A 16,314-nucleotide genomic window follows, 5' to 3' on the forward strand; every position below is an offset into this window, starting at 1 on the left:
CGGATTGAGCGGATGGGTGAGAGGCAGACAGGCCTTGCGGAAGGACTCCAGTGCCTGGTCGAGGTCGCGTGCCGCGCGGACTCAGTTCGCCGGGGTTTCCGCGTCCGTGCTTTCTGACGCGATGGCCCGAAGGAGGCGGTCGAGGACGCGCAGGAAACCGACCAGCTCCTCGTCACTGGCCCGGCGGACCGTGGTGGGAAGTACGAGGGCGGCGGCGCGGAGCCCGCAGGCTACTCCCAGTGTGGTCTCCTGGACACGCAGAAGCAGCACGTGCGTCGAGAAGGTGTCCATCAGCGCGAGCAGCATGCTGAGTGTGCCGGTGATGAAGAACGTCACGGCCCCATAGGCCCGTGACGGGGTGTAGAAGATCCCGAACCTGCACAGCAGGAGCAGGAGCAGGAGCAGGAGCAGGAGCAGGAGCAGGAGCAGGAGCAGGAGCAGGAGCAGGAGCAGGAGCAGGAGCAGGAGCAGGAGCAGGAACAGGAGGACAGGGCCGTCTCCGCCGACCAGGGCGGCGAGGCCGTAGCCGAACACCACGCCGAGGACAGTGCCCGCCAGCCGCCGGGCACTTTGCAGCAGCACCTCGCCGGTGCTCTCGGTCCTGATGAAGACGACCCATGCGGTCACCACTGCCCAGTACCACAGGTGCGGAGACAGGAGATGACCGCCCGCGACGGCGAGGGCCGAGGCTGTTGTCACCTGGACCGCCTGGCGGGTGGCTTGGCGCTTCAGGCTTTCGGTGTCCGTGTCCCTGCGCGGCACCGCCCCCAAAGCTGATGGGGCGGCATTGTGAGGAGGTGTCTTGAACCTTGCTGGGCGGCCTCGTGGGCCGAGAACCCGCAGGGCTGCGGTGAGTTCGTCGACCGCTAGGAAGCAGTCCTGCACATGTGCGGAGCCGGCCGGCCGGTTCGCCGGGCCGCCTTCGTCCCTCTCCTCGCACTGTTCGGATGCGCGGGCTGTTCCCGCGGTGACCCGGTGCCCGAGAGCCCGGATCCGCTGCGCGAGCCGCTGCCGCGCCCTTCGTTCCGCCAGATCGTTGCGGGCCGCCGGTGTGCGGACCGCGCGGACGGTGAGTACGGCCAGGCGCTGCGCGGACACCTCCACACGACCAATGTGCCGCAGCGGGGCCTCGGTGCCCTCGTCGACTGCGCGCTCGTCGAGAAAGTCCTCGATCAGCAGCGCGGCTGCGTGCAGTCTGTCGAGGCGCTCCTGCAACAGACGGCTGCGGGTGCCGTCGTCCTGCCCGGTGGCGACCACCGAGGCCGTGTCCCGGAGGACGTCGTACAGACGCACGCCGCATGCGTGCCGCAGCCGCCTCAGAGCTCCGGCCGCCGTGACGGGGCCGGCCCGCGCAGGGACGAATCAGGTCGATCCGGTTCTGCGGAGACTGGTCGTCCGGCTGGAGGAGGTGGTCGCCTCGGCGAGTGCCTGGGACGCTCCCGCGGCGGACTGACCACCAAAATCCATCTCGCCGCCGACGGACACTGCCGGCCCCTCGCCGTCCTGCTGACTCCCGGCCACTACGGTGACGGCCCACAACTCGAGCCCGTGCTGCGGCAGACAGCCGTGCCCCGCATCGGCGTCGGACGACCGCGCTCCCGGCCTGACCATGTCCTGGCCGACAAGGCCTACACGTCGCGGCACAACCGCCGCTACCTGCGGCGACGCGGGATCGCCCACACCATTCCCGAGCGGAGGGACCAGCGCAGGAACCGGCTCAACCGAGGCTCCCGCGGCGGCCGCCCGACCGGGTTCGATGGCGAGTATACAAAAAACGCAACACCGTCGAGCGTGAATCGCCTGAAAGGCTTCCGCGCCGTCGCCACCCGCTACGAGAAACGGGCCTACATCTACCTCGGCACCGTCACCCTCGCAGCGCTCATCATCTGGCTTCGCACATGATCCGAGAAACAGCGCCAAACGGGCCGGCCTCGGCGACGAGTTCAGCAATCACGTACCTGGCCAGACCAGTGATCCGCGGACCATTGACGATCACCGCACGGGCAACGCTCCCATGGGACGACCATGCCGCCCCGCGGCCCAGACGCCAACCATGCACGAGCTCGTTAGAGTCCGTCATCACTGATCTTGTCCAGAGTGGGAATGACGCGAGACTGACCGCTGCCTCATAGGAGGTGGCGGTCTTGTCGTATCTGGTGGCGATGCCGCGGAAACCCTTGAGGCGGTTGAAGCACCGCTACGTTGCGACGCCGATAGATGTGACGGTCGAATGCCAGTGGCCGCCCGCCGTGACGGCCGCGGTTGTGCCGGAGTGCGTCACGGCCCACCGGGGTGGGTCCGGATCGCTTCCAGCCCGCCGATGACCATGGCCACGGAGAACTCGGTCGCGGTGGCCAGGTCGTAGCTTGAGTGGTCCACCGATGCGGTGTAGGCGGGAAGGGTCTTGCGGATGTGGTCGGACATGGCCGGCGCCGGCAGTCCCTGGGCGAGACCGAATGCCTGGAACTCGACCATGGCGACGACCAGGCGTAGCTGGTCTAGTCGGAAGCCCCCTTCGATCAGTGCGGCGAACATCGGCTCGTAAACCGCGATGGAACGGTCGCAGGCCACGGCGGTGGTGGAGAGGAGCGGCAGGATGCGTCGGTGCCTGGCGTACAGGGTGGTGAGCTGGCGCAGGAGGTTGGCCACGGCCTCGCGCCAGTCGTGCGCGGGTCCGACGGGTTCCATACGTTCCAGCATCCGCAGCCGAGCGAGGTCGATGACCTTCGCCCGGCCTGTGACATGGGAGTAGAGCGACGACGGGGCGACGCCGAGGTGCCGGGCCAGCTGAACCATCTGGATGTCACCGGTGCGATCGACGAGTTCGATCGCACCGTCCGCGATTCGTGTCGCGGACAACAGCGGCGTCTTCGGCCTGGCCACGCCCGGTGCCCCCACTTCCTGTCGAATGCCCTTCAGCGCAACAGGTAGCCGCGCTCCTCCAGCGTATGGCGCAGGTTCTCACGCCCGTCCATGTAGTCCAGGCCCATGCCCACCACGACGGAATGGCTCCATGTCTTGTCACGCAGTCCGTACTCGGCGCGGAAGTCCTTGAACGCGGTCTCGTAGTCCTCGATCCACTCCTCGGTCGGCCGTGTCCGGTAGCGCTCGCGGTGCAGCACGACGTCCTGCGCCGGGCGGGGATGCACCGCGCTGGGGCGGTGCGGGTCCGGGGTGCCGATGGCCATGCCGAACACGACATAGGCGTACGAGGGAAGTCCGATCAGGTCGGCGAGCTCCTTGGCGTGGTTGCGCAGCGAGCCCAGGTACACGCCTCCCAGGCCGATCGCCTCTGCCGCGACGAGACCGTTCTGAGCAGCCAGGGCCGCGTCGATCGACGCCATCAGGAAGGCGTCGACGTAGTCGGTGACGACGGGCTTGCTGCCCAGCTCGACGCTGATCGCGTGGTTGCGCGACATGTCCGCTACCCACAGCAGCACGCTGGGGGCCTGGGCGACGAACTCGAACCCGGTGAACTCCACGCCGTGCGTCAGCCTCGCGAGCTCGGCCTTCGTCTCCGGGTCCGAGACGGCCACGAGACTCCACTGGTGAAGGTTTGACGATGTGGACGCCGACTGGGCGGCTGCCACCACCGTCTCCAGAGCGCCGTCGGGCAGCGGCTCGTCGGTGAACGCGCGCACTGAGCGGTGCGCGAGCAGCGCTTCGATCTGGTCGTTCCAGATGATGTTCTCCGGCGTCGCCTGCTGCCCGTAGCGGGCTTCCAAGAGTGCGTCCCGCTGCGACAAGTCGGTCATGGCTGTCCTTCCGTTATCCGAATCAGATTCGGTTTTGGCAACCCCGAGTCGGCCGGGTTCATTCCCCGCTGTTCTGGCCTATCGGCAAGAAGCTGGACAGGGCCCTGAGCCAAGGGCTGCGTACGTCCGTCGAGGTGGAGGGGATTCGTCGGACGAGTAGGTGAGCAGCCGGCGTTGGCGGAGTCGTCGGCCCGGGCCCGGGCGATCTGGGGCTGCGTGACCCGCAGCTGCCAGAACATTTCGCGGGTGGTGTCAGGGCTGCTGGTGTCCGAGGGTGTCACCGTGGTCGTCACCGGGAGCCCGAGGTGGCGACCGCGATGTGTCTCTTGCGGCCGTTGATTCCCTTTCCGGCGTCGAAGCCGCAGGTGGCTCTGGAGTCGCAGGGGCATCGTCGTGGCCGGTACGGACCCGTCGGCGGAGCTGGTCGGCCGACAGGTATCTGCGCCGGCGTATTCGATTCCCGGGAGTCGGGCCGAATGTCCGAGTCCCGAGTGACGAGCTGTGCGGCACCGCGATTCATGTTCCCGCCGCCGCGTCGGCAGGATGGGACCATGATTGAGATCCGCACACCCCGTCCTCTGCTGTGCCGATGGCTGGACGACGACGCTGTCCACCTGTCCGAGATCCATGCCGGTCCTGCGGTGATGCAAGGCTTCGGCGACGGCAGGCCACGCTCCCCCGGGGCAGACTGCCGGGGACATCGAGGCGTGGGACGAGGAAGGCTTCGGGATCTTCGCGGTCGAGCTCCTGGCCTCCGGTGAACTGGCGGACGTCGTCGGCCTGTCCGTCGCCGACGCTCCGTCCGAGGCCGCCGGTCAGGTGGAGATCAGCTGGCGGCTCGGGCGGGTGTCCAGGGGCTACCTCACCCCGCTGGAGACCCGGCAGCGACACGAGCAAGCACACGCCCTCGCAGCGTAAGCATCGAGTGTCCACTATTACGGGGAGACTTCAGGGAAACTTCACTCAGCCCTGGACGCCGGTACCCGACAGGATGCCTTCGACCACGTCGCGGAGCTGTGAGCGGGCGGTGATGCCGAGCTTGGGGAACACCCGGTAGAGGTGAGAACCGACCGTGCGCGGTGAGAGGAACAGCTTTTCCCCGATCTCACGATTCGTCAGGCCACGGGCCGCCAGCTGGACGATCTGCTGCTGCTGGGGGCTGAGTTCGGCGAAGGCAGTGGGTACGACGTCGCCGGCTTCGATGCCGGCGGCGCGTAGTTCTGCCTGTGCCCGCTCGACCCACGGCCGCGCGCCCAGCCGCTGGAAGGTTTCGAGGGCGGCGCTCAGCAGTGGACGGGCCTCGGCGATACGGCGCTGCCGCCGGAGCCATTCTCCGTAGTCGAGCCGGGTCTGCGCCCGCTCGAAGGGCCACTGCTCACCTGCGGGTTCCTTGAGCGCTGCGCGGAAGAACGGCTCCGCGTGCTCGGGTTCCGCCAGCAGGGCGCGGCCCCGGTCGATCAGTGTCCTCACCCGTGCCGACATGCCTGTACCGAGGCGCCGCGCCGACCGTTCCAGCAGCTCTGCGGCGTGCTCCTGTCGTCCTCGGCGGACAGCCGCCGCCGCCAGTTCGGCCAGGAGGGTGTAGGAGACGTGGTAGTGGACCGGGTCGCCGTCGTCGGTGAACGCGGAGCGGAACTGCGTGTACGCGGTGTCGTAGTCGCCCTCGGCCACTGCCGCCATCCCCAGGGCCCGACGCGCGAAGACCGCGACGGAGCGGCTCTCCAGTGGATCGACAAGAGCCAGGGCTCGTTCGACGAGCCGACGTGCGGCGGCTGGGTCGCCGAGCAGACCGACCACCGTGGCATCGAGTGCCTGAGCACACGCCTCGGCGTGGTCGAGTCCGGCCGACGATGCCATGGCCGCGATGTCACTCGCCACCGAGCGGGCCTCGGCCCATCGGCCCTGCTCCAGGCGGGTCCAGCCGGCCGCGCATCCCAGTCCGTCCGGGAGCCATCCACAGGCCTGCCACTGGTCGAACGCCTCGTCGAAGGTCCTGGCGGCGAGGGTGGTCTGGTCGAGCAGCCAAGCGACGATGGCCAGCGCGGTCAGGCGACTGGCGTCGCCCTTGGCCTTGGCGATGAGCCCGGGCAGGGCCGGTGTGAGGAAGGCTCCTGCGCTGCTGGGGTCGGAGACGGCCAGGACCCAGGCGCGCAGCGCCGCTCCGGCGGCATCGTCGGGCATGCGGGAGAGCCGGCTCTGGATCTGTTGCTGTTGGGACTCCTCGCCCGAGTAGTAGCGGACCACCGCCGCCGCGGCCAGCGCGTCGAGAACGAGGGGCGACCGGGCGTCCGTCGCCTCGTCGGCAACACGCATGAGCAGGGCGAAGGCTGCTGTGTGATGGGAGCCCAGGGACATGAGCTGTCCGGTGGCCAGCGCGGCTTTGCCCAGCAGTGCCTGGTCGTCGGTGCACTCGCGGACTGCGGCGGCCAGTTGTTCCACCCAGCCGAGTTGACCGGTGAAGACGGCGGTGGCGGCGGCTTCGGTCAGAAGACGCGCCCGGTCCTCGCGGCGCGGGCTGAGTTCCGCGGCGCGCTCCTGGGCCGCGGCCGCGGCCGCGAAGCCACCTCGGCGCCGGGCCCGGTCGGCCGTCTGCTGCAGTGCGGCCGACACGTCCTGGTCGGGGCGTACGGTCGCGGCGGCGAGGTGCCAGGCGCGGCGGTCGGGCTCCTCGCGCAGCAATTCCGCGAGAGCGAGGTGGGCCCGGCGGCGTTCCTCGAACGACGCGGCATGGTAGACGGCGGAGCGGATGAGCGGGTGACGGAAGGAGATCCGGGATCCGTCCTGGCGTACGAGACCGGCCCGGTCCGCGGGTACCCATGCCTCGTCGTCCGCCTCGGGAAGTCCCACGGCCGCCGCCGGAGCGTCCGCCGCATCGGCGGCCGCGAGCAGCAGCAGGATGCGGCGGGTCGGTTCCGGCAGGTCCGCCGCGTGCCCCGCGAAGATCCGCTCCAGTCGGTCGGTGACCGGCAGCGGGCCCAGCACGCCACTGCCCTCGGGGTGCCGGATCGCGGTGGCGTGGGCCAGTTCCACCAGGGCCAGCGGGTTGCCGGCCGCCTCCTGGAGGATCCGCACCCGGGCTCGGCCGGTGGGCGGCGTGGGTTGCCGGTCCAGCAGTAGGTTGGCCGCCTCAGCGTCCAGCGGGCCGAGTTCGAGGCGCTCGTATCCCTTGTCGAATCCAGGCAGGGCGGCCGCGGTGCGGACTCCGACCAGCAGCGTGACAGGCTCGCTGTCCATGCGTCGCGCCACGAACGAGAGAACGTCCAGTGATCCGCGGTCGATCCACTGGGCGTCGTCGACCACCACCAGCAGCGGGGCGGTTTCCGCCAGGTCCGACAACAAGGTCAGGACCGCCAGACCGACGAGCATTGCGTCGGGAGTCTGCGCACACTCTTCGAGCCCCAGGACGGCTCGGAGCGCGGAGCGCTGCCGCGACGGCAGTCCCTGCGCTTCAGCGAGTACCGGGCGCAACAACTGATGAAGACCGGCGAATCCGAGGTGCGCCTCGGATCTGGTCCCCACCGCCCGCAGCACTCGGCCACCCGCGTCCCGTGCGCGATCGGCCGCGAGGTCGAGCAGCGTGCTCTTTCCGGCGCCGGGGTCACCCGTGACGATCAAGACGTCGCTGTGGGACCGGTCAGTTCCCACACGCCGGATGATCTCTGCGGTTTCGGCTTCTCGGCTCACCACCGCCGGACCGGAATTCCGCGTCGAGCGCTGGTCCCCACGAGCCCTTCCATCGTTTTGCACGGATGCTCCAAGGAATCGAAATACCCCAGACACTAGCGTGGGGCTACGGCGGCAGCGCCGACAGCGGCATCGAACCTGCTCAGAGCGCTCAGAGCGCAGTCGTCGTCCGGGGCACCGATGCAGTCACATGACGCATACCCCGGCTGTTCGTCGAGCCGCAGAATCGTCAGGCGGGCACGGCCGCGTCTTTCCGGGGCGGCGGGCAGGAACGGCCGCACGTCGCCGGTGGTGTCGTGCCATCGACGACGAGGATCGCATAAGCCGTACACCCTGACCGGAAGACGCTGTCATGGTCACTGGACGCTCGTGGCTGGTCGGCTCGGGTCCGTACGGCATGCGGTCGCTTGTACGCTTCTACGCAGTTGGGGGACGTTCATGAGAAGACCCGGGTGGCTGACCGCGCTCGTCTTAGCAGTGACGCTGATGACGGCAGGGACGGCGGAACCGGCCGAGGCGGCGGAGGAGGCGTGTGCCACGGCTGGATCGAACTTCGCCAGCCAGACGATCGCGGAGAGCACGGCGGCGTTGCGGATGGGGTGCGCCCGCGACGCGGGAGCGCTGCGGTCGCTGGCGGGCAGTGACACCGACATGGTGGCCGCCATCGACTTCAACACCGCGCAGCGGCCGGACGAGTGGCAGCGGCAGATGGGGCAGATCGTCGACACGGTGCGTGCCGACAAGGACAAGGGGCTCACGCTCAGCGAGTCGTTCGACCTGCGGGCGCAGAAGAGCAATGTGGACTTCTACGACCGGCAAAGCGACGTTCGGTTCGACGGCAGCATCCGGGTCGTCGGCGACAGCCTCGTCGTCGTCATACCCACGGGTGAGGTGAACGCTTCGGCGAACTGGTGGCAGAAGGCCATTGCCACCATGGTCGGCACCGCGGTGTTGGTCGTGGCCTCTGCGGCGTGCTTGGTGTTCTTCGCCCTCGCCGCCCCCGCTGCGCCTTTAGCCATACCGACCTGCGGGGCCGTCGGCGGCGGACTGTGCGCGCTCGTCACTGACCTGATGAACGCCTACTTCGACGGGCGGTCGCTGGGCGACGCGGAGGTCTGGAAGGAGGCACTCAGCCAGGCATTCCTGGGCGCGCTGACCGGGATCGGCTTTGGGGGGTTGCTGAAGTGGGCCACGTCGGGGGCGGTCTCGGTGATCGAAGCGGTGGGGAAGACCACGCAGAACATCATCACCCGGCTCGGCTCGTGGTCGCGGCCGTTGGCGGACCTCCGAGGCCTGTTCACTGCCGACTTCGCGCAGAGGTTGAGGTTGAGCATCGAACGGTTGCTCCAGGGCCAGCGACCCAGCGCCTGGCCGTCGACGATCCGGGTGATGGTGGTCGGCGACTCGATCAGCCAGGGCCACGAGGGTGACTACACCTGGCGCTACCGGTTGTGGCAGTGGTTCCAGGAGAACAACGTCTCGGTCGACTTCGTCGGTCCCTACCACGGCACGTTCACCCCGGACCAGCCCTCCCCGCCGAAACCGCCGCCCTTCGTCGGTGAGAAGCCGGCGGACCAGGGCATCCGCGTCGACGGCGGTTACGCGGCCGGGGTCGCCTTCGACAGCGACCACTACGCGCACTGGGGCAGGCAGGCCGCGCAGATCAAGGGCGACATCCGCCGGCAGGTCGAGACCTACAAGCCGGACCTCGTCCTGCTCGCGGCCGGCTTCAACGACATGGGCTGGTTCGTCAGCGACGAGAACGGCACCCTGGACAGCGTCGAGACCATCATCGACCAGGCCCGCGCGGCCCGGCCGGGGGTCGACTTCGCGGTGGCCACCGTGCCGCACCGGTCGAAGATCGGCGGCCGGGACGACCTGATCACCAAGACCGACAACTTCAACCGGCTGCTCACGAACGCGGCCCCCCGGTGGAGCAAGGCCATCTCCCAGGTGGAGGTCGTCGACTGGCAGAAGGGGTACTCCTGCGCCCCCGCCGCCTGCCCGGCCGCTTACGACGGCCTGCACCCCAACGCCTTCGGCGAGTACCAGCTCGCCATCGCCTTCGAGCAGACCCTGCACGACCGGTACGGCCTGGGCCGGGGGCCGATCCCCTTCCCGCCCGAGAACCTGCCGGTCCGTCCGACACCCGTGCCGACCGGTCTGAAGGCCGAGTCCAGCCCCCAGGGCGTGACCGTCACCTGGGACCCGGTGTACGGGGCGTTCGGCTACGACGTGCGGTCGCGGATCGCCGGCCAGAGCACCTGGAGCGAGGGCCGCGTCAACAGCAACCGGACCGACACCACCTGGACCGTCGACGGCATCCGGTGGGAGTACCAGGTGCGCACCATCGGCGGTGACAACGTCAAGGGCCTCTGGTCCGGCACGGTCAGCGCGGTCGCCCACCCGAAGACGGCGCCGCCGCCGCGGATCGTCGCCAGCCGGCCCATCGGCCAGGACGGCATCGAGCTCGAAATCGCACCACCTGACTACCCCGTCACCATCGACCGGTACGAAGTGATCCTCTTCGACAAGGACACCCCCGGCGCCTGGCTCACCGGCACCGGCTTCCGCGGCAACAGCGTCAAGGTCTACGGGCTGAAGCCGGGCCACCGCTACCTCGTCGCGGCGGCCACCTGGAACGCCGCCGGCGGCGGGCTGCCCGCACTGGCCCGGCCGGTGATGGTCGGCGGCGGCATCCCGGCCACCCCGACCGGCCTGCGGGTGACCACCGTCGATGCCACCACGGTGGAACTGGACTGGAACGGCGCGAAATCGGCGGCTGGCTACCGGCTGTGGGTCTCCAACGTCAAGGACGGCGGCACCACCCCGCCGGAGGCCGACGAGAACATCATCGAGGACACCCACCACGGCGTCGCATTCCTGTTCCCGGGCGTGTGGAACTTCGAGTTCTGCGTGACGGCCGTCAACGGCTCCCTCGAGTCCGACAAGTCCAACTGCGTCATCCCGCCCCATCCCGACGGCAGCGCGCCGACCAACCCCGGCGGCAGCGCGCTGAACCCCTCACCGAGCGCTCGTACCGCGGCGTCGGACGCGGTGGACATCGGTTCGCTCACCACCCTGAGGAACCCGGACGGCACGGGAAGTCCCGTCGCGGTCGGTGTCGGGGTCAACGGGGGTGATCGGTAACCCGGCCTCGGTGTCCCGTGGTGCTGCCGCGTGCGCGGCAGCACCACGGGACACCAGTAGCGGATCAACCGACGGCGAGGGCGAAGACGTGCATCGCCACGCTGCCCATCACCGCCCCCTCACTGATATCCGGCAGGGTCACGTACCGCGACCTTGCCGGCCTCCAGCGGCACGGCCGCGTAGTACACGCCTGCTGGACCTGGCGTTCACGACCACCTCGCGCATGGACTGCCACGCCGAGAAGTCGTGGCATCAGAAGCGTTGATCCTGTGCCGCTCGAAAAGTCATCGCCGCTGGTAGAGCGAGGGCACCAGCGTCTTTGGGAGCACGACCGGGTGATCGTGCAGCACGACTGTTGGAGGTCACGGTCATACCCTGTGAGGTCTGCGTGCTCCGGAGGGTGTGAGGACCATCGGTCACGGTGAGGACGAGCTTGCCGCGGGTGTGGTTGGTCTCGCCGAGACGGTGGGCCGCGGCGGCCTTCGCCAGCGCGAAGGAGCGCTCCACCGCGACGCGGACCTCGCCGGAGTCGACCAGGCCGACGATCGTAGTTAGGCCGGGGCGTCCGGCTCCACCAGGAACGGGCTGGTGTGGGCCCCGACCTGCCCGGCCACGGTGGCGAGGCGCTGCGAGACGCCGCCGGGGATCGCGACGACGAGACCGCCGGGGCGGGTTACCGACACCGAACGGGCCGCGTTGTCGTCCTGGTCCCCGCTCAGCTCGATGACGACGTCGATGTCGCCGTGACGTCCTCGAACCGCTGCTGCGTGTAGTAGTTCGTCTGGTCCGCGCCCAGTTCCTTGAAACCTGGTGTGCCAAACTCGCGGGCGGTCGCCACGACCTCGGCGCCGAGGTGTGTGGCGAAGTGCACGGCCAAGTGCCGTCGCCGTCGGCCGCCGCGTGCGCGAGTACGCGCTGCCCGGGCCGACCGCGTCGGTCGGTGCTGGTGTGGCCTGGCGTAGCAGCACCGACCGACGCGGTCGTGGACGCCCAGGAAGCCGAGTGGACGTCCTGGGTGACGGCCCTGGCCGCTCAGCGACCGGCGTGGATTCCGGGAAGTCCAACCAGAGAGCCCCGCGCTGACAGACCACCCGGGGGCCCGGGTCCTGCATCCGGGGCACCCCCAGCGCCCCGAGCCGGCATGTGGTGCGTACGCACCAGGTCACGGGCATGGCTGGTCCGGGAGCACCAGGCGACGACGGTGGCCGGGGACGATGCCCGGCGGAGCGCCGCAGGGAAGGGTGAGAGGCGCGTGAATCCCACGCAATTCCTTTGCCTGGCGCGCCTAGCGGTGTCTGGAGTGATCAACGGTGGCGACAATTCTTTACCGGATCGGACGGTGGGCCTTCCGGCGGCGCCGGCTCGTGGGCGGTCTCTGGCTCGGTGCCCTGGTGGTGGCCGTGGCCGCCGCGGCCTTGGCGCCGGCCAGTGAGGACGAGGACCTCGCCATGCCCGGCACCGAGTCGCAAAAAGCGTTCGACCTGCTGGACGACCGCTTCCCGCAGAGCAACTCCCAGGGCGCCGAAGCCCGCTTGGTGTTCCAGGCCCCGGACGGACAGAAGGTAACGGCCAGGGAGAACAGGGTAGCCGTCAAGGATACGCTCGGCTCGCTGGACGGGGGCGACCAGGTGGCGTCGACCACCGACCCCTACGAGACCGGCGCGGTCAGCACGGACGGCACCATCGCCTACTCCACGATCACCTACACCGCGGACGCCGTCGACCTGTCCGAGTCGACGAAGAGCACCCTCGAGGACGCCGCGAGCCATGCCCGGGACGCGGGGCTCACCGTGGAGATCGGCGGCTCGGCCCTGGACGCGGAAGAGGAACTGGGCGGTACGACAGAGATGATCGGCGTCGGGGTCGCGGCCGTGGTGCTGATCCTCGCCCTCGGCTCGCTGGTCGCGGCTGGACTGTCGCTGCTGACCGCCTTCGTAGGCGTGGCCATCGCCTTCGGCCTGGTGTCCGCGCTGGCCGTGCCGCTGGGCCTGACGTCCACCGTCGCCATCCTGGCGCTGATGCTGGGCCTCGCCGTCGGCATCGACTACGCGCTCTTCATCACCTCCCGCTTCCGCGACGAGCGCGCCCAGGGCAGCGAACCGGAGGAGGCCGCGGGCCGGGCGGTGGGCACGGCCGGATCCGCCGTCGTCTTCGCGGGCGCGACCGTCCTGATCGCCCTGGCAGGGCTGGGGGTCGTCGGAATCCCCGAACTGACCAGGATGGGCCTGGGCGGCGCGGGCGCCGTGGCCCTGGCCGTACTCGTCGCACTGACCCTGGTCCCCGCGCTGTTCGGCTTCTTCGGCCGACGGGTACTGTCCCGCGCCGTCCGCAAGTCCACCCGGCCGGGACGCGACCGCCCGGGCCCGCTGCCCACCTCCGCCGACCGGCGGCCCGGGCTCGGCACCCGCTGGGCACGGTTCGTACTGCGCCGGCCGGTGGCCGTGCTGCTGACCGCCGGGCTCGGTCTCGGCGCCGTGGCCCTGCCGGCACTGAGCCTCGAACTCGGCCTGCCCGGCGACGAGTCCAAGTCGGTTCAGACCACCCAGCGCCGCGCCTACGACCTGCTGTCGGAAGGCTTCGGCCCCGGCTTCAACGGCCCGCTGACCATCGTCGTGGACATGTCGGCACCCGCATCCCCGGACTCCGGGGACACCCAGGCCATCACGGACCAGGTCGTCAAGGCCGTACGGGCAGTGGACGGGGTCGCGTCGGTCGGTGATCCGGTTCTCAGCCGGGCCAAGGACACGGCCGTCCTCACCGCCGTCCCGCAGACCGCGCCGAACAGCGGCGAGACCAAGGACCTGGTGCACGCGCTTCGCGGCGCGGTCGGGGACGTAGAATCCGACACGGGCGCCGGCGTCCTGGTGACCGGGACCACCGCGCTGAACATCGACATCTCCGAAGCCATGTCCGACGCCCTCATCCCGTATCTGAGCGTGGTCATCGGCCTGGCGGTGCTTCTGCTGATGGTGGTCTTCCGCTCGGTCCTGGTCCCGGTGAAAGCCGCGCTCGGTTTCCTGCTGTCGGTGGGCGCCGCCTTCGGCGTCCTCGTCGCCGTCTTCCAGTGGGGCTGGGCGGCGGACCTCATCGGCATCGAGCAGACCGGACCGGTCATGTCGCTGATGCCGATTCTCATCATCGGCATCGTGTTCGGCCTCGCCATGGATTACGAGGTCTTCCTCCTCACCCGGATGCGGGAGGCCTACGCCCATGGCGCCTCCTCCGGCGAGGCGATCGTCAGCGGGTTCCGGCACAGCGGACGTGTGGTGGCCGCGGCGGCAATCATCATGATCAGTGTGTTCGCCGGGTTCATCGGGATGAGCAGCCCGACCATCCAGACGATGGGTGTCGGTCTGGCCGCCGCCGTCGCCTTCGACGCCTTCGTCGTCCGGATGGCGATCGCCCCCTCGGTCCTGGCACTGCTCGGCCACCGGGCCTGGTGGCTGCCCCGTATCCTGAACCGCGTGTTGCCGAATGTGGATATCGAGGGTGAGGCACTGAGCAAGCACGTCCCGGCCCCCGCAGCCGAGTTGGACGCAGCAGGGCGGCGGCTGCCCGTCGGCCGGGGCTGAGCCGGCCATGGCGAACACGGGTGGCGGTGGCCCGCGAGCACGCAGCACGTGGTGGCGGGAGGCGGCGATCACGACGACGGCGTTCGCGCTCTGCCTGCTCGGCGGCGTGGTGCAGGACGACGGCCGCACGCTGTCACCGCCGTCCGCCGCCGCCTACTTCCTCGCCGTCGTGTCCTGCGCGGTGCTGCCGGTGCGGCACCGGGCGCCCCTGGCCGCCATGGCGGTCACGACCGCGAGCGGCGTACTGGCTCCGCTCCTGGGCCTCCTGCTGAGCCCGCTCATCGTGGCCCCCGCCGTGATCACCGCCTACTCCTACTCGCTCGCCGCGCGCACCGAACGGCGCGCGGCGAGCGCCGTGGCGCTCATCTCCGTGGCACTGCTGGTCGCCTCGACCCCCTTGCTCGGTGCCCTCTCGTGGAAGGACGCGAGCAGGGTAGGAGCGGTGGCGGCGTTCCCGCTGGTGGCCGGCGTGCTGGGTCACTCGGTGCAGACCCGACGCGCCTACCTGGCAGCCGTGGAGGAGCGGGCCTTGCGGGCCGAGAAGAGCCGGGACAGCGAGGCGCGCCGCAGAGTGGCCGAGGAACGGGTACACATCGCCCGGGAACTGCACGACCTCGTGGCCCATCAGATCACCCTGGCCAACGCGCAGGCCACGGTCGCAGCCCACCTCTTCGACATCCGCCCGGAACAGACCCGCAAGAGCCTGAAGGAACTTGTCGAGACCACCCGCGACGCGCTCGACGACCTGCGGGCCACGGTAGGTCTGCTGCGTCAGTCCGGGGACGCGGCCGCGCCCGCCGGACCGGCACCCGGGCTGTCGCGGCTCCCCACGCTCCTCGAGTCGTTCCGCCGCGCGGGTCTGGAGGTGTCGATGGACCAGGAGGGCACGGTCAGGCCGCTGCCGCCGGGGGTTGACCTCACCGCATACCGCATCGTCCAGGAGGCCCTGACCAACGTGACCAAGCATGCCGGTACGGGCAGCGCCCGGGTGCGCCTCGCCTGGAACCGCGACCGCGTGACCATTACCATCGCCGACGACGGAGCCGGCGCCCGTACAACATCGACCGGCTCCACGGGATCGGCTACGTCCACGGCGGGGGGCCGGGCGCCCGGTTTCGGTCTGATCGGGATGCGTGAACGTGCCACCGCGGTCGGGGGGCACCTCTCCGCGGGCAGACGCCCCGAGGGCGGCTTCCTCGTCTCCACCCAACTGCCCCTGCCGCCTGTCAAGGACCCGACGCGGGGGACTGACGAAGCAACAACCACCGAGGGATGGATGACCGGCGAATCGACAGGTGACGAAAGGACGGGCGACCGGGAGACCGGGGGTACGCCGTGACGCTGCGGGTGCTGCTCGCCGACGATCAGGCCCTGCTGCGCAGTGCCTTCCGGATACTTCTCGACAGCTCCGACGACATCACCGTGGTCGGCGAGGCCGCCGACGGCAGGGAGGCGGTGAGGCTCACCCGGGAACTGCGCCCGGACGTGGTGATCATGGACATCCGTATGCCCGAGGTGGACGGTCTCACCGCCACGTCGGAGATCTGCGCGGACCCGGAACTGCGTGCCAGTCGCATCCTGATCCTCACCACATACGAGAGCGACGAGTACGTCGCCCAGGCGCTGCGCGCGGGGGCCGGCGGCTTCATCGGCAAGGGCATCGGCGCCGAGGACCTCCTGGACGCCGTGCGTACGATCGCCGACGGCGACACCCTTCTGTCCCCCGCCGCGACCCGCTCCCTGGTCGCCCGTTTCCTGGCCACACCGGACGACGCCCCGCCGCACCACCCCGAACGGCTCGCCGTACTCACCCCGCGCGAACGCGAGATGGTGGCTCTGGTCGCGACCGGCCTGTCCAACCAGGAGATCGCCGAGCGGATGTTCCTCAGCCCCTTCACCGTCCGCGCCCACGTACAGCGGGCCATGACGAAGCTCCAGGCCCGCGACCGGGCGCAACTCGTCGTCATCGCCTACCAAACGGGCCTGGCCCGCGCCACCGACGACGGTGGCACCGACCGCCTGTCGTAGTCCGATACGGAGCGGCTGAGGCTGAACGGCCGGGTGATGGCCATCTTGATGGCGAAGTCCGGCCGGCACGGCCATGTGGCGCACGTGGGCGTAGTACTTGGCCGCGCACAAGTCGTCGATCGCCG

The 16,314-nt window shown here is 69.9% G+C and carries 9 protein-coding genes and 2 pseudogenes; 5 read left to right on the forward strand and 6 right to left on the reverse strand.

The annotated features are described in order from the left end of the window. Window positions 1-81 precede the first annotated feature (81 nt). A complete protein-coding gene (locus ACKTSN_RS27025) occupies window positions 82-1,293 on the reverse strand; it encodes an FUSC family protein (protein ID WP_409471478.1) in 1,212 nt (403 codons plus the stop codon). Between the two features lie 120 nt (window positions 1,294-1,413). Between ACKTSN_RS27025 and ACKTSN_RS27030 the strand changes: the two are divergent. Next, a pseudogene (locus ACKTSN_RS27030) lies at window positions 1,414-1,902 on the forward strand (IS5 family transposase); the annotation flags it as partial. A 190-nt stretch (window positions 1,903-2,092) separates the two neighbouring features. Here the strand turns inward: ACKTSN_RS27030 and ACKTSN_RS27035 are convergent. The 4 genes and pseudogenes from ACKTSN_RS27035 to ACKTSN_RS27050 all read right to left on the reverse strand — a co-directional run. Next, window positions 2,093-2,197 (reverse strand): annotated as a pseudogene (locus ACKTSN_RS27035) (IS5/IS1182 family transposase); the annotation flags it as partial. 80 nt (window positions 2,198-2,277) lie between these two features. Continuing rightward, complete coding sequence (locus tag ACKTSN_RS27040) at window positions 2,278-2,883, reverse strand: TetR/AcrR family transcriptional regulator (protein WP_409471479.1); 606 nt, start codon at window positions 2,881-2,883, stop codon at window positions 2,278-2,280. A gap of 32 nt (window positions 2,884-2,915) precedes the next feature. After that, window positions 2,916-3,755, reverse strand: a complete 840-nt coding sequence (locus ACKTSN_RS27045) for an NADPH-dependent oxidoreductase (protein ID WP_409471480.1) — start codon at window positions 3,753-3,755, stop codon at window positions 2,916-2,918. A 963-nt stretch (window positions 3,756-4,718) separates the two neighbouring features. Next, window positions 4,719-7,502, reverse strand: a complete 2,784-nt coding sequence (locus ACKTSN_RS27050; RefSeq protein WP_409471481.1) for a helix-turn-helix transcriptional regulator — start codon at window positions 7,500-7,502, stop codon at window positions 4,719-4,721. Window positions 7,503-7,877: 375 nt separating this feature from the next. Here ACKTSN_RS27050 and ACKTSN_RS27055 point away from each other — a divergent pair, with 375 nt between their 5' ends. After that, window positions 7,878-10,589 carry a GDSL-type esterase/lipase family protein gene (locus tag ACKTSN_RS27055; protein WP_409471482.1) on the forward strand — a complete coding sequence of 904 codons (2,712 nt, stop codon included), beginning with the start codon at window positions 7,878-7,880 and terminating at the stop codon, window positions 10,587-10,589. 252 nt (window positions 10,590-10,841) lie between these two features. Here ACKTSN_RS27055 and ACKTSN_RS27060 read toward each other — a convergent pair whose 3' ends face one another. Next, window positions 10,842-11,408 carry a zinc-binding dehydrogenase gene (locus ACKTSN_RS27060; protein ID WP_409471483.1) on the reverse strand — a complete coding sequence of 189 codons (567 nt, stop codon included), beginning with the start codon at window positions 11,406-11,408 and terminating at the stop codon, window positions 10,842-10,844. Between the two features lie 491 nt (window positions 11,409-11,899). Here ACKTSN_RS27060 and ACKTSN_RS27065 point away from each other — a divergent pair, with 491 nt between their 5' ends. From ACKTSN_RS27065 to ACKTSN_RS27075, 3 genes are read left to right on the forward strand one after another with little or no spacing between them, the layout of a single operon-like run. Further along, the gene (locus ACKTSN_RS27065; RefSeq protein ID WP_409471484.1) at window positions 11,900-14,161 is read left to right on the forward strand and encodes an MMPL family transporter; all 2,262 of its coding nucleotides are present in this window, start codon (window positions 11,900-11,902) and stop codon (window positions 14,159-14,161) included. A 7-nt stretch (window positions 14,162-14,168) separates the two neighbouring features. Next, window positions 14,169-15,500, forward strand: coding sequence for a sensor histidine kinase (locus ACKTSN_RS27070; RefSeq protein ID WP_409471485.1), 1,332 nt, complete (start codon window positions 14,169-14,171; stop codon window positions 15,498-15,500). Next, a complete protein-coding gene (locus ACKTSN_RS27075; protein WP_409471486.1) occupies window positions 15,497-16,189 on the forward strand; it encodes a response regulator in 693 nt (230 codons plus the stop codon). Before ACKTSN_RS27070 ends, ACKTSN_RS27075 begins: the two co-directional genes overlap by 4 nt. The last annotated feature ends 125 nt before the right edge of the window (window positions 16,190-16,314 follow it).

The organism is Streptomyces flavusporus, from assembly GCF_046267975.1.
Taxonomy (GTDB): Bacteria; Actinomycetota; Actinomycetes; order Streptomycetales; family Streptomycetaceae; genus Streptomyces; species Streptomyces flavusporus.